Source organism: Methylovorus glucosotrophus (assembly GCF_009858335.1).
Lineage (GTDB): Bacteria > Pseudomonadota > Gammaproteobacteria > Burkholderiales > Methylophilaceae > Methylovorus > Methylovorus glucosotrophus.
Genome location: NZ_VMSE01000001.1, coordinates 44,959 through 58,958 on the forward strand (window position 1 = coordinate 44,959; position 14,000 = coordinate 58,958).

11 protein-coding genes are annotated in these 14,000 nt (G+C 55.4%); 7 read left to right on the forward strand and 4 right to left on the reverse strand.

The window, feature by feature from the left end; genetic code table 11:
* The first annotated feature begins 32 nt into the window (after window positions 1-32).
* The 5 genes from accB (at window position 33) to pqqA (ending at window position 3,831) form a co-directional block, all read left to right on the forward strand.
* Window positions 33-485, forward strand: coding sequence for an acetyl-CoA carboxylase biotin carboxyl carrier protein (gene accB / locus FNL37_RS00220; protein WP_159354749.1), 453 nt, complete (start codon window positions 33-35; stop codon window positions 483-485).
* 10 nt (window positions 486-495) lie between these two features.
* Entirely contained in the window at window positions 496-1,845 is a 1,350-nt protein-coding gene (accC, locus tag FNL37_RS00225) for an acetyl-CoA carboxylase biotin carboxylase subunit (protein WP_159354750.1), read from the forward strand.
* Window position 1,846: 1 nt separating this feature from the next.
* A complete protein-coding gene (prmA, locus tag FNL37_RS00230; protein WP_159354751.1) occupies window positions 1,847-2,734 on the forward strand; it encodes a 50S ribosomal protein L11 methyltransferase in 888 nt (295 codons plus the stop codon).
* Window positions 2,731-3,648 carry a zinc-ribbon and DUF3426 domain-containing protein gene (locus tag FNL37_RS00235; protein ID WP_159356124.1) on the forward strand — a complete coding sequence of 306 codons (918 nt, stop codon included), beginning with the start codon at window positions 2,731-2,733 and terminating at the stop codon, window positions 3,646-3,648. The genes prmA and FNL37_RS00235 overlap by 4 nt, the downstream gene beginning before the upstream one ends.
* A 111-nt stretch (window positions 3,649-3,759) precedes the next feature.
* Complete coding sequence (gene pqqA, locus FNL37_RS00240; protein ID WP_013440845.1) at window positions 3,760-3,831, forward strand: pyrroloquinoline quinone precursor peptide PqqA; 72 nt, start codon at window positions 3,760-3,762, stop codon at window positions 3,829-3,831.
* Between the two features lie 69 nt (window positions 3,832-3,900).
* On the opposite strand, the gene FNL37_RS00245 is transcribed toward pqqA, so the two are convergent.
* The 3 genes from FNL37_RS00245 to FNL37_RS00255 form a co-directional block, all read right to left on the reverse strand.
* Window positions 3,901-4,809 (reverse strand): hydrogen peroxide-inducible genes activator, encoded by a 909-nt coding sequence (locus tag FNL37_RS00245; protein ID WP_015829069.1) that lies wholly within the window; start codon window positions 4,807-4,809, stop codon window positions 3,901-3,903.
* Between the two features lie 108 nt (window positions 4,810-4,917).
* Window positions 4,918-5,430 carry a hypothetical protein gene (locus tag FNL37_RS00250; RefSeq protein WP_013440843.1) on the reverse strand — a complete coding sequence of 171 codons (513 nt, stop codon included), beginning with the start codon at window positions 5,428-5,430 and terminating at the stop codon, window positions 4,918-4,920.
* 132 nt (window positions 5,431-5,562) lie between these two features.
* Window positions 5,563-7,479, reverse strand: coding sequence for a sigma-54-dependent Fis family transcriptional regulator (locus FNL37_RS00255; RefSeq protein ID WP_159354752.1), 1,917 nt, complete (start codon window positions 7,477-7,479; stop codon window positions 5,563-5,565).
* 305 nt (window positions 7,480-7,784) lie between these two features.
* Here FNL37_RS00255 and FNL37_RS00260 point away from each other — a divergent pair, with 305 nt between their 5' ends.
* The gene (locus FNL37_RS00260) at window positions 7,785-9,653 is read left to right on the forward strand and encodes a methanol/ethanol family PQQ-dependent dehydrogenase (protein ID WP_013440841.1); all 1,869 of its coding nucleotides are present in this window, start codon (window positions 7,785-7,787) and stop codon (window positions 9,651-9,653) included.
* A 57-nt stretch (window positions 9,654-9,710) separates the two neighbouring features.
* On the forward strand, window positions 9,711-10,178 hold the full coding sequence (locus FNL37_RS00265; RefSeq protein ID WP_013440840.1) for a c-type cytochrome: 468 nt from the start codon (window positions 9,711-9,713) through the stop codon (window positions 10,176-10,178).
* An 83-nt stretch (window positions 10,179-10,261) separates the two neighbouring features.
* Here FNL37_RS00265 and FNL37_RS00270 read toward each other — a convergent pair whose 3' ends face one another.
* The gene (locus FNL37_RS00270; protein WP_159354753.1) at window positions 10,262-13,972 is read right to left on the reverse strand and encodes a sensor domain-containing protein; all 3,711 of its coding nucleotides are present in this window, start codon (window positions 13,970-13,972) and stop codon (window positions 10,262-10,264) included.
* Window positions 13,973-14,000: the final 28 nt, after the last annotated feature.

Here is a 14,000-nt window from a genome sequence, read left to right on the forward strand (position 1 = left end):
TTACATGCGCTTTAATCATTTAGAGGTTCAACATGGATTTACGCAAACTGAAGAAACTGATCGACCTGGTCGAAGAATCCGGCATCTCCGAGCTGGAACTGACCGAAGGTGAAGAAAAAGTACGCATCAGTCGCAATCTGCCAAATGCTCATGCCGGCATGCAGTTCGCTCCACAGTATATCCAGGCTGCCCCTGCTCCGCAGGCCGCCGCTCCCGCCGTCGCAGAAACCGCTGCCGCTCCCGTCATTGAAGGGCATGTGGTGAAATCACCGATGGTCGGCACGTTCTACCGCTCGCCCTCCCCTGATGCCAAGCCATTTGTTGAAGTGGGTAGCAGCATCACCGCAGGCAGCACACTCTGCATTATTGAAGCCATGAAATTGCTCAACGAAATCGAAGCGGATCACACCGGTGTGATCAAGGCGATACTTGTTGAAAACGGTCAGCCGGTAGAATACGGCGAACCACTCTTTATTATTGGCTAACGAGGTTTCCATGTTTGAAAAAGTCCTCATTGCCAACCGCGGCGAAATTGCGCTGCGCATACAGCGCGCGTGTCGCGAGCTTGGCATCAAGACGGTTGCGGTGCATTCCGAAGCCGACCGTGAAGCCAAGTACGTCAAACTCGCAGATGAATCCGTCTGCATTGGCCCCGCGCCCTCCAGTCAAAGTTATCTGAATATTCCCGCCGTGATCAGTGCGGCAGAAGTCACCGATGCGGAAGCCATCCATCCCGGTTACGGCTTTTTGTCCGAAAACGCCGATTTCGCAGAACGTGTAGAGCAAAGTGGTTTTGTATTTATCGGCCCGCGTGCTGAAACCATACGCCTGATGGGTGACAAGGTCAGCGCCAAGGATGCGATGAAAGCCGCTGGCGTACCCTGCGTGCCAGGCTCCGAAGGCGCATTGCCCGATGATCCTGATGCAATTCTGCGTGCTGCCAAGGAAATTGGTTACCCTGTGATCATCAAGGCCGCAGGCGGCGGCGGTGGTCGCGGCATGCGTGTAGTGCATACGGAAGCCGCCTTGCTGAATTCGGTCAGCATGACCAAGGCAGAAGCAGGCGCAGCCTTTGGCAACCCGACTGTCTACATGGAAAAATTCCTTGAGCAGCCTCGCCATATTGAAATCCAGGTGCTGTCTGATGAACATGGCAATGCCGTATATCTGGGCGAACGCGATTGCTCCATGCAGCGCCGTCACCAAAAGGTACTGGAAGAAGCACCTGCGCCTGGTATCACCCAGAAAATGCGCGAAAAAATCGGCGAGCGTTGTGCCGATGCCTGCCGCCGCATCAACTACCGTGGTGCAGGTACCTTTGAGTTCCTTTATGAAAATGGCGAGTTCTACTTCATTGAAATGAACACCCGGGTCCAGGTGGAACATCCAGTCACGGAAATGATCACCGGCATTGATATCGTTCAGCAGCAGATCCTGATTGCAGCGGGCGAAAAGCTGTCCTTCAAGCAAAGCGACATCGTATTGCGTGGTCACGCCATCGAGTGCCGTATCAATGCAGAAGACCCATACAACTTCGTTCCTTCCCCCGGCCGTATCAACACTTTCCACATGCCTGGCGGTCCTGGCATTCGCGTTGATACCCATGCCTACCAGAACTACTTGGTTCCACCCCATTACGACTCCATGATAGGCAAGCTGATTGCTTACGGTGATACCCGTCAGCAGGCGATTGCCCGCATGCGCATCGCGCTGTCGGAAATGGTGGTCGAAGGCATTAAAACCAATGTGCCGCTACACAGTGATTTGATGAACGATGCCGCGTTCCACCTCGGTGAAACCAGTATTCACTATCTCGAACACAAGCTGGGCATAAGCAGCAAGTAGCATGGCCTGGGTATCGCTGAAAATAGAAGCCAGGGACAACACCGCCGACCTCATCAGTGACACCCTGATGGAACTTGGGGCGTTGTCCGCCAGTATTGAAGACGCCAACGCCGAAACCCCGGATGAACAGCCGATTTTTGGTGAACCAGGGGATCCCCCTCCCGGCATCTGGCAACACAACATTGTCAGTGCCCTGCTGGCAGAGTCGACCGATATTCCTGAACTGATGGGCGAGCTGGCCATCGCCACCGGGCTTGCCGACTTGCCCTACACGACGGAGCATGTGGCAGAACAGGACTGGGTGCGTGCCACCCAATCCCAATTTGATCCTATACGTATTCGAGATGATTTATGGATAGTGCCATCCTGGCATGACGCCCCCAACCCGGATGCATTGAATATAGTGCTGGATCCCGGTCTGGCATTTGGCACGGGCAGCCACCCCACCACGCACCTGTGCCTGGCATGGCTGGCTGATCATGTCCGCAAGGATCTCACCGTACTGGACTACGGCTGCGGTTCGGGCATTCTGGCAATTGCGGCCAGCAAATTGGGAGCGGGCAAGGTTGTTGGCGTCGATATTGACCCCCAGGCCATACAATCCAGTGAATTCAATGCCGAAAATAATGGCGTAGTAGCTGAGTTCTATCTTCCCAAGCAACTCCCTGATAGCTTTGCCGATCTGGTCGTTGCCAATATTCTCTCCAGCGCCCTGATGGTGCTAGCCCCAGCACTCGCCGCCGCCTGCAAGCCTCACGGCCGTATAGCGCTTTCCGGTATTTTGCGTGAGCAACAGGAGCAAGTCTCGGCGATCTATGCCGAATGGTTTGATATGGACACCCCGCAATTCATGGATAGCTGGGTGTTACTCACTGGTCGCAAAAGATGAGTCTGATTACCTCCTGCCCAGCGTGTTCCACCGTGTTTCACGTGAAGCCGGAGCAATTATCCTTGCGGCGGGGGATCGTACGGTGCGGCGAATGCCAGCATGTGTTTAATGCATTGGATCATTTGCATGAGGCTGAGACTGTCGCACCTGAGACTGTCGCACCTGAGACTGCCGTACCTGAGACTGCCGTACCTGAGACTGTCGCACCTGAGACTGCCGTACCTGAGACTGCCGTACCTGAGACTGCCGTACCTGAGACTGCCGTACCTGAGACTGCCGTACCCGAGGCTGTCGTACCTGAGGCTGTCGTACCTGAGGCTCAGCCCCATGCCGCAGAAGCGCATATAACGCATCAGACTGCACCGCACATCCCTGCTCAGCCATCCTGGCATGACGCAGCGCCCAAATCCAAGTTACAAACAGTCCTCGTTCAACCCAAGACCGTCCCCTGGCTGAGTGGCTTGTTTGCGTTGCTGCTGGTGATCACGATTGCTCTGCAACTGGCCTATTTCCAGCGCAATGCGCTGGCACTGGCTTGGCCGGAAAGCAAACCTTATCTGCAACAAGCATGCGCCATGCTGAATTGCAAAATCGAACTGCCCAGGGATGCGAGCAAACTGGTGATCGACGATGCCAATCTGCTGGAAGACAGCGACTACGAAGGCCTGTTGATCCTGACCAGCACCCTGATTAATCAGGCAAGACATGTGCAAGCCTATCCGCAGCTGGAATTAACCTTAACCGATGCGAATGATCAAGCCGTGTTGCGTCGCACATTCACCCCGGCAGAGTACCTGCCTGCCGGCACTGTGGTAGAAAAAGGCATCCCGGCAGGAAAAGAGCTGCCTATCAAACTGCTGCTCACAGCAGATCATCAAACCGTCTCAGGCTACCGCTTGTTTGTGAATTACTAAGCACTCATGATTTTCATGAGTGTTCTTTCATGAAGCTGCGCATGCGCGCTGAGCCCTCACAAGCCTATGATGTGTTTCATGCAGTATCCATTGACTACCAAGGAGATCACCATGTGGACCAAACCAGAAGCTACTGAAATGCGTTTCGGCTTTGAAGTAACGATGTACGTTTGCAATCGTTAATTCAATAGCATCAGGAGGTGTGGATTAGATCCACGCTCCCATTAAAAAAGGAGGCCATGGCCTCCTTTTTTAATGGGGTTTATTCACTTGTATGCATTCGGACTGTATGCCCCGTATGGCATGGGCAATTTCATCCACTGCTTTTTCGCGACCATAACTCTTGCGCCAGGCCAGAGCGATCTGGCGCTTGGGCACCGGCGCTTCAAAAGGCACGACTTTGATCAGCGGATTCTGATAGCGCTCAACCGCCGCACTGGCAGGCAGCACGGTAATACCCAGGTTGGAAGCCACCATATTGCGTATGGTTTCAAGAGAATTGCCCTGCAGCATTTCGCCCTTGCGGGAGAGATCCGGGCAAGCCAGTAGCACTTGATTACTGAAGCAATGCCCTGTGTTCAGCAAGAGCACTTTTTCTTCGGCGAGATCATCTGGATTAATGCTCTTGCGGCCAGCCCAGGCGTGATCCGCAGGCACCACCACTACAAATTCTTCCTCATAAAGCAACTGAAGCTTGATGCCGGGAATATCGAATGGCAGGGCAATAATGGCGGCGTCTATATTGCCATTGCGTAATTGGGTTTCCAGATTGGCCGTCAGGTTTTCTTCCACCTCCAATGGCATATCGGGCGCGCTTTTACGCAATGGCGGAATAATTTCGGGCAAGAGATAGGGGCCAACGGAATAAATGACGCCCAGTTTAAATGTGCCGATCAGCTGGTTGTTGCCCTGCTTGGCAAGCTCTTTGATGCGCCCCGCCTCTTCCAGCGTACGTATGGCCTGCTCGACGATACGTTCGCCCACCGGCGTCATGCTGACATCGCTACGGCTGCGCTCGAACAGCATCACGCCAAGCTCATCCTCGAGCTTTTTGACGGCGAGGCTGAGCGCTGGCTGACTGACAAAACTTTTTTCGGCAGCGCGTCTAAAATTACGCTCTCGGGCCACTGCCACGATGAAACGAAGTTCACTAAGGGTCATGACCATCCCAACTTTACTGATAAAGCAAATATATCAAAACATGCGTCAATTGGAATGATACATATCGACTATAGCAATTTTAGCTGGTTGTGGTATAGACACCTACCTCTACAATTTCACCACTTGCATCTCATGCTGCTCCTTGCCGGAGGCGGCAATAATCTCGCGCGCCAGCTCGGTTTCATCACCAGAGCGCGTGTATGCCAGCAAGACAACGTAGCCATTATTGATCGCATCAATCACAAAATTACTGAAATCGCCTGATTTCTGCGCAATGCCAGCGCCCGCACCGGCAATGGCGCCCACTGCCGCTCCCCAGCCCACCATGGCCAAAGGTGCCAGCAGCGGACTGGCCACAAACAGGCTGACATTGGCAGCGACTATCGCCGCTTGGCCCAAGGCGCCTACTCCGCCGCCGACCACCGTTCCAATGGCTGTATCCTTGATGACGTCTTTCAATACATCGCGACTACCTTCCTGCTCGTGTGTAGCCTGACGATCTGAGGTCAGCAGATGAAGTTGCTCCGGCTGCAAACCACCCTCACGCAGCTTTTGCAGCGTGTTTTCTGCCTCTTGCGGATAAACGTATACGCCTGCTACTCGATGTTGATAATGGTCCATGATGATGACCTCCTGTTGTCTATAGCCTATGATCAGCCCTTTACCATACGGGAGAGCCTGCGCGGCCTGTATAGGTCTGGTCCGATTTAGCTGTAGGACGAACGGAAATCGCGATGAAGACGCGGGGAAAGACTAAATGAGCTGCAAGGCCTTGAGCTTGCGATACAGGGTATTCCTGCTGATACCTAGCTGGCGTGCTACGGCAGATACGTTGCCCGCGTGTTGCTGCCAGGCATTGCGTACGGCCTCCGTTGTCACGGCATCGAGCGAGACCTGGGGAGACTCCTGAACGCGCTCCGGTGCTCCCACGCCCTGCTCAAGCTCATCCAGAAAATCCTGCATCAGGTGCATGGATTGAATCTTGCCGCCACCTGATAAGGCGAGAGCCGTCTTGACCACGTTATGCAGCTGGCGAATATTGCCAGGCCAGGGATGACACTCGAACAACTGCATGACTTCCGCATCGATAGGCGTAGTTTCAGCGTTTTCCGTCTGCAGGATAAGTTGTACCAGCGCGGCCAGGTCCGTGCGCTGCCGCAGAGGCGGCAGACTGACACTGAGGCCATTCAGCCGATAATACAGATCCCGCCGGAACTCGCCCTTCTCCACCCGTTCACGCAGCTTCTGGTTGGTCGCACTGACCAGCATGAAGTCCAGGGGTTTGGACTTGCTGCTACCCAATGGCGTAACACTGCGCTCTTGCAATACGCGTAGCAACCGCGCCTGCAGGCCCAAGGGCATATCGCCGATTTCGTCCAGGAACAAGGTTCCCCCGTTAGCCTGCTCCAGCTTGCCGGTGCTGCCCTTGCGGCGTGCACCGGTAAAGGCGCCGTCTTCATAGCCAAACAGTTCGGCCTCAATCAGGCCCTCAGGCAGGGCGGCGCAGTTAACCGCAACCCACGGGCCTTGAAAGCGCGTACTGGCCTCATGAATTGCCCGGGCAAACAACTCCTTGCCCGCCCCGGTTTCGCCTTCAATCAGAATCGGAATCTGCTGATTCAATACCAGGGTCACCTGGCTGATCGCCCGCGCCACCTGAGGATCACCTGTATTCAGCATGCCCAGATTGGCCGCCGCATCACGTTTCTGAGGCTCTATCGCCGTCGCGGGGCGTGCAGGGCTGTTGGTGCGAGCCTCGGCACGGGCAAACAGGCGCGCACCATTGGTCAGACGCAAAGGGAATACCAAGGTACTCGCGCTCGCGGCTTCGAGCTTGCCCAAATCACTTTCAAAAATCTGATGGAAATAGACGCCACCTTGCGGCAACTCGGTGGGAGCCAAGCCCAACTGAAACTGTCCACTTCGATTGAGCGCGACCAGGCGGCCATCCGCTCCGAACATGGCGATGCCCTCCCACAAGGTGCCAATGAATTCTGGCCGGGCATGAAAATGCAGCACCATGTCGGCCTGGTGGCTGGCGCGGAAAAGGCGGTTCTCAATCATTTGCGCCGCCATTTTTACCAGCGCGAGGGTGTGTTGCTGCGGCATCATCAAATCATTGGAAACATCCAGTGTCCCCAACAGATTATTGTGTGCCCCGAATATCGGCACAGCGGAGCAGCTGAGAATCTGGTTGCGCTCCATGAAGTGCTCGGCACCGCGCACGGTAAGCGCAGATTGCTCGATCAGGGCCGTGCCAATGGCGTTGGTGCCCCGGTCCGCCTCATGCCATGAGCTACCGGGGTTAAGGGCAAGCTGTTGCGCCTCTGACAGAAACGCATTGTCTCCCAGGCTATGCAAAATCACGCCCTGGTCATCGGTCAGGATCACCATGCTGCGCGTGTGCGCAATCTGCTCATTGAGCGTGGTCATTTCGGGACGCGCATGCGACAGCAGCAGATGGTACTGCTCCTGACGCTGGCGCAATTCATACTGCGTCAGTATCTGATTATCCACAGCCCCGGCGCTGTCCATGCCATTGGCAAGGCAGCGCTGCCAGGAGCGGGCGATTTCTTCCGCCACGGCGCCTTGCTGCACCTGACCACTGACCAGAAATTGCGAGCGCGCATTTCTGATCTGGTGTGCCTCATCGGGAATGGAATATTGCATGGCTAGCTGTCAGTCTTTGGCTGGGGAAACGCAGGAAAATCACCTGTCACTGAATGTAACACCTGTTCATTTTCGTGACAACCACACGCCTGCCGCTAGCGGCATTCCCCCTACGGCCATGATTTTCACATCTCGCCCGCGAGCCTTATTCCGCGCGGCATCCAGGCAATCATCCCATCTCGGCTTCATGGCTGGCACAGCGATTGCAATTAAGGCATTACTGCCACCGGCTTCTGGATCCCCCGCCGGAACTGGTGGCCAGTCACTCACATGCTGTTAAAACAAATTAACTATGGAGATTTAGCGTGAAGACAACAACCTTGAAACTCGCCTTAGCTGGCGTACTGGGTCTCAGCAGTTTGAGCAGCCTTGCCGCGACTGAACTTGAAAACCTGATGAAGGACGACAACCAGTGGGCGCATCCTCGTAAAGATTATGCGAATACCGGCTACAGCCGTTTGAGCCAGATCAACAAAGGCAATGTGCGCAACCTGAAAATGGCCTGGTCCTTTGCTACGGGTGTGAACCGCGGCCACGAAGGTGCCCCGCTGGTAATCAATGATGTCATGTATGTACATACGGCATTCCCCAACAACGTATACGCGCTGGATCTGAACGACAACCAGAAGATCATCTGGTCTTACTTCCCCAAGCAGGATCCATCGGTTCAGGCATTGCTGTGCTGCGATAACGTTAACCGCGGCCTGGGCTATGGCGATGGCAAGATTTTCCTGCAACAGAACGACGGCACTCTGGTTGCCCTGGATGCGAAGAACGGCAACAAGTTGTGGGACGTTAAGGTAGTAGACACCAAAACCGGCGCATCCAATACCAATGCGCCACACGTCATCAAGGACAAGGTCATTACCGGCTGTTCCGGTGGCGAATATGGCGTACGTTGCTATATCTCGGCCTACAACATCAAGGATGGCTCCTTGGCATGGCGTGCATACAGCACCGGCCCGGACAGCGAAACGCTGATTGGCGACGGTTTCAACAAGGATAACCCGCACTACAGCGCGCTGTCGGTTTACGAAGACGTGAATGGCGGCAACAAGGAAGGCGGCTCATTCAAGGCCCTGACCAAGGATCAGATGAAGTTCCCGGAAAAAGAACTGGGCACCCGTACCTGGCTCAAGCCTCAGGCCATCAAGAACGGCTATGAGCATGGCGGCGGCCCTACCTGGGGCTGGTACTCGTTTGATCCTGCGCTGAACCTGATGTACTACGGTACCGGCAACCCCGGCACCTGGAACCCTGATGTACGCCCTGGTGACAACAAGTGGTCCATGACGATTTTTGCACGCGATGTGGATACCGGCATGGCACGCTGGGGTTATCAGATGACACCGCATGACGAGTGGGATTACGACGGCATGAACGAGATCGTGTTGTGGGAAGCCAAGGGCAAGAAACTGGCCACACACTTTGACCGTAACGGCTTTGGCTACACCTTTGACCGCACCAACGGCACGTTGCTGGTGGCTGAGAAGATGAATCCTTTCGTTAACTGGGCCACCAAGGTAGACCTGAAATCAGGCGTGCCGGTAAAGGATCCCAAGTTCTCGACTCACCAGGATTACAACGCCAAGGGTATTTGCCCATCGGCGCTGGGTGTTAAGGATGAGCAACCTTCTGCCTTCTCGCCCAAGACCGGCATGTTCTATGTTCCACTCAACCATGTGTGCATGACCTATGAACCCGTGGAGTCCAAGTACATCGCTGGCCAGCCATGGGTAGGCGCAACCCTGACCATGTTCGCAGGTCCTGACGGTGTCATGGGTGGCTTCATGGCTTGGGACGGCCTCAAGGGCAAATCAGCCTGGTACAACAAAGAGAAATTCTCTGCCTGGGGTGGCGCATTGGTAACGTCCAGCGACATCGTGTTCTACGGCACCTTGGACCGCTGGTTCAAGGCGGTGGATGCACAAACCGGCAAGGAACTCTGGAAATTCCAGGTAGGTTCCGGTGTGGTTGGCAATGCCATTACCTATAGCCACAAGGGCAAGCAATACGTGGGCGTTCTGTCGGGTATCGGTGGCTGGGCAGGTGTGGCGATGAATCTGGGTCTCACCAATGAAACCGATGGCCTGGGTGCAGCTGGCGGCTACAAGGAGCTGACCAAGTGGAATGCAGCGCCTGGTGGCGGTGCCATGAATGTATTCAGTCTTTAAACCATAAAAAACGGTGGGAGGCCCTGTCTAGACGGGTCTCCCCGTGAGGAGAGCAACATGATGAAATTACGCTATATCGCCTTGTTGGCTATCGCCCTGCCTTACGCAGGTAACGCTGGCATCAGCCTGGTATCCACCATCGACAACAAACCGCTGGCGATCCCCGGCGCGATGTTTGATACCCCTGCCGCCAAGGAATTCATGAGTTCCGGCAAAAATGCCTATCTGGGCAATGCCGATGCCATCAAAACCGGCAAGAAAATTTTTCAGATGTATAGCTGCACTGCCTGCCATGGCGCAAAAGGCGAAGGTGCTGTCGGCCCCAACCTGATTGATGACAAATGGAACTACGCCAAGAATGCCAACGATCAGGGTATTTTTGAAACGATCTGGGCCGGCACAGCCGGCGGCATGGGGGCCAAAGGCGCGGGCGCCATGGTACCGGATGATCCTACCCAGGGCCTTACCCCGGATGAAGTACTCAAAGTGGTCGCGTTTCTGCGCAGCAACGCGGTCAAGCATTAACGACTTGCTGCAGTAAGTTTATGCCTTATCTCCATTTGGCATATCCATAGCGTGGCCGGGTAAACCTGTTTACCCGGCCTTTTTTATATGTCGGCAGGCTTGCGGGTCAGGGCCTGCTCACGCAACATGGCTTCCAGCGCGGCCAGCGGCATGGGCCTGCCATAAAAGTAGCCCTGCACGGCACGGCAACCCGAGGCCTTGAGATAGTCCGATTGCACCTGGGTTTCCACACCCTCCGCCACGACATCCAGATTCAGGACATGGGCAATGGAGATCATGGCTTTCACCAGCTCGGATTTATGTGTGTCATGGGGCACATCCTTGACGAAGCTGCGATCAATCTTGATCTGCTTGACCGGGAAACGATTGAGATAGCTCAGCGCAGAATAGCCGGTACCAAAATCATCGATCGAGATTACCAGCCCCATGGCATCAAAAGCGTTCAGGGTATTGAGAATATCGAGGTTGCTTTCCAGCAACAGGCTTTCGGTGATTTCCAGCTTGATCCATTCCGGACGACAGCCTGTTTCGTGCAGGATGCGGGTAACAGAGGCAAGCAAAGGATTTTGAATAAACTGGCGAGTGGAGAGATTTACCGCTATTTTCAGTGGTTCGTCTTTATCCTTGTTCCATTGCATGGCCTGCCTACACGCCGTTGTGAGCACCCACTCGCCAAGCTCGATAATCAGGCCGGTTTCCTCGGCCACCGGGATAAAGACATTGGGCATCATGAGCCCATGTTCGGTCTGGTTCCAGCGCAACAGCGCCTCTACCCCCACAATCCGGTTTTCGAGCAGATCCCATTGCGGCTGGTAATAAAGCTCCAGCTCCTGCTGCTGAATGGCGCGGCGCATCATGGTTTCAAGCTCAATCCGGGCAGATGAAACCTCGGTCAGCGCACTAACATAAAACTGGAAGTTGTTACGCCCCTGCGCCTTGGCGTGATACATCGCAGTATCGGCAAACTTGAGCAGGGTATCGGCATCCTGGCTATCGGTCGGGTAACGGGCAATGCCCACACTGGTCGAGACAAACAGCTCCCTGCCCGCGACCAGGAAAGGCTGACGAAACGCCTGGATCAAGGTCTGTGCCATGGCGATCAGTTCAGGCTCGGCATCGCCGGGGCGCAACAGCAGCACAAATTCATCGCCGCCCATGCGGGCGAGCATGTCACCTTCCCGAAGATGATCCTGCAACCGCGCTGCCGCCTCGCACAACAGCAAATCGCCGGTGCTGTGCCCCAGGGTTTCGTTGATCTGCTTGAAGCGGTCCAGATCCAGCACCATCAGGCTGAAAACCTGCTGTGCCCCTGCCGCTGCCAATATGCCGCTGCGCATCTGCTCCAGCAACATGGCACGGTTGGGCAAGCGGGTCAGCGCATCGTAGAACGCCATGTCGTGAATACGCTGGCGGTACTCCACGATCTCCGTAATATCGCGCCCGACAGCCAGCACACTGGCCACCGTGCCGTCGGGGTTGAACTCCGGCATCATGCGGATATGCCGCACGAGGAGCTTTCCATTCGATGCTTTCAGCGGTAGCTCCAGCTCATCGGGCTGGCCAGTCAGAAACGCCTGACGGATACGGGCCTCGTACTCTACCGTCACGCTGCCACCGGGGAAATCCCGCGGCGTGGTGTGGAGGACAACATCCGGGGTGGTATCAAAGTACTCCAGCATGCGCTGATTGACATACAGACGTCTGCAATTGGCGTCGTAGCGGGTAATCGTATCGGGCGAGTTATCCAGCAATGAACTAAGCTCACGCTCACGCTCCTGCAACTGAGTATCCGAGCGATGACGCTCAATGGCGATGGCGACCAGATGGCTGGCCTGGTGAATAAAGTTGAGGTCTTCTGCACTGGGTGATCCTGCTTCGCGGCGATAAATGGCAAAGGTCCCCAGCATGCGATGAGTGGAGTCAAAAATGGGTTCAGACCAGCACGCCAGCAAATTGGCGGCCAAAGCGATCTCTTTATACGGCGCCCAATAGGGATGGGTGCGGATATCATCCACCAGCACTCGCTCTTGCAAGACGGCCGCCGTTCCGCACGATCCCACCCCCATGCCGATGGCAATCCCATCCACCGCGGCGATAAATTCGGCGGGCAAACTGGGCGCATGGGTACACAGCAAGTGCGTGCCGGTATTGTCCAGCAGCATGATGCTGCACAAAAAGCCCGGTTTGGCTTGCTCCATGTAGCGTGTGACCAGATCCAGTACGCTGGAGAAAGCGTCACCATGCGCGAGTGATTCCAGAATCAGCAAACGCATCTGCTCAAGCCGCTCATGCATGCGCAACTGGGTCATGTCGCGCCCCACCGCCAGCACGCTGATCACGCGTCCCTGCTGATCACTTTCCGGGATCAGGCGCCACTCCAGATAACTCGGCTTGCCATTCAGCGCCACATCCAGGGTAACGGTAATAGCCTCTTCACGTTGGGCAACTTCCTGGATCGACTTCAAAATAGGGGCACTCTGCCCTGCCTCGCCCGGCCAGGTAATGCCCTGCTGCCCAATCAGGTCAGCGGCCTTCATGCCAAACGTTTCACAAAACGTCGGATTCACATACAGGTAACGCCCCTGCAGATCAAAGCGTGCGATGAGATCCGGGATATTTTCCAGAAGGCTGCTGAATTTGCGCTGGGCTTCCTTCAACATGCTCACATCACGCCCCACCGCCAGCACGCCGGCAATCCGGCCCTCAGGATCACGTTCCGGCACCATGCGCACCGCGATCACCTTGTTGTGCACCTGAAGATCGCTAGGTTGCCTGTCCATAAAGAAATCAAAGTCGCTCGCCTCGCCGGTGGCGACCACGTGCTTCACCCGTTCCACATATTCTTGCAATGCCTGGGAGGCGGGATTCAGTTCCAGACTGGTTTTCCCCAGCAACTCGGCTGTTGGCCGCTGTAACAGGGCCTCGGCAACCGGATTCAGAAAAACCCGTTTGCCTTCGCTGTCATAACGAATGACCGGATCCGGCAAATGGTCCACCAGCGTGTGGTAGAGCTGCTCCTGACTGCGTAATTGCTGTTCTGCCGCTTTGCGATCGCCGATATCCCGGACCATGACCAGACGATAGGGTACGCCTTCATACTCAAACAGGCTGGCATGAATTTCCACGGGAAACTGGCTGCCATCCTGACGGGTGTGCATGGCTTCTGCCACCAGATGAGGCGCCGAATTGTTGAGTGTGGTACGGGTTATTTCCGGCCAACCATCCCGATGAATATCTCCCATCTCCATCTGTAGCAGCTCTTCCCGGCTATAGCCCAGAGCATGGCAGGCCGCATCATTCACATAGGTCAGGCGGTCATTTTCATCCAGCAGGTAGGCGGCTTCGCTCACCTGGTTGAGCGCAAAATTCATCAGTACACGATGCTGCTCCCCCAGTTTGCGATCAGTGATATTTTCAATGCGCAGAAGATAAAACAGCAGGGTGTTATCTTGGGAGCGTATGGGAGAAAAAGAGCTGCTGAGCCAGACATGACGCCCAGAGCGATGTTTGAACCTGTGCTCCAGCGGTTGGGCGCAACAGGCAGCGAGGACCTCGCGCCAGGTGAGCTTTTCAGCTCTCCTGTCCTCGGGGTGGACCAGGTCGCAATAACTGGTATTGAGCAGTTCAGCTTCGTCGTAGCCCAATTGCTGGCAACAGGGGGTATTGGCGGCAAGCCAATGCCCATCGGTATCGACTATCGCCATGCTGATGCGCGCAAGATCACCGGCCATGGCGAGCAACTGTTTGCTGTCAGCCAGCGCCTTCTGGGCGTCAACGAGATATGTGGTCATCATTGCGATGTGCTCTTCCCATTATTCTCAT

Coding starts and splice junctions, on each gene's coding strand:
- accB (WP_159354749.1), top strand. CDS start 33: ATGGATTTACGCAAACTGAAGAAACTGATCGACCTGGTCGAAGAATCC.
- accC (WP_159354750.1), top strand. CDS start 496: ATGTTTGAAAAAGTCCTCATTGCCAACCGCGGCGAAATTGCGCTGCGC.
- prmA (WP_159354751.1), top strand. CDS start 1,847: ATGGCCTGGGTATCGCTGAAAATAGAAGCCAGGGACAACACCGCCGAC.
- FNL37_RS00235 (WP_159356124.1), top strand. CDS start 2,731: ATGAGTCTGATTACCTCCTGCCCAGCGTGTTCCACCGTGTTTCACGTG.
- FNL37_RS00245 (WP_015829069.1), bottom strand. CDS start 4,809: ATGACCCTTAGTGAACTTCGTTTCATCGTGGCAGTGGCCCGAGAGCGT.
- FNL37_RS00250 (WP_013440843.1), bottom strand. CDS start 5,430: ATGGACCATTATCAACATCGAGTAGCAGGCGTATACGTTTATCCGCAA.
- FNL37_RS00255 (WP_159354752.1), bottom strand. CDS start 7,479: ATGCAATATTCCATTCCCGATGAGGCACACCAGATCAGAAATGCGCGC.
- FNL37_RS00265 (WP_013440840.1), top strand. CDS start 9,711: ATGATGAAATTACGCTATATCGCCTTGTTGGCTATCGCCCTGCCTTAC.
- FNL37_RS00270 (WP_159354753.1), bottom strand. CDS start 13,972: ATGATGACCACATATCTCGTTGACGCCCAGAAGGCGCTGGCTGACAGC.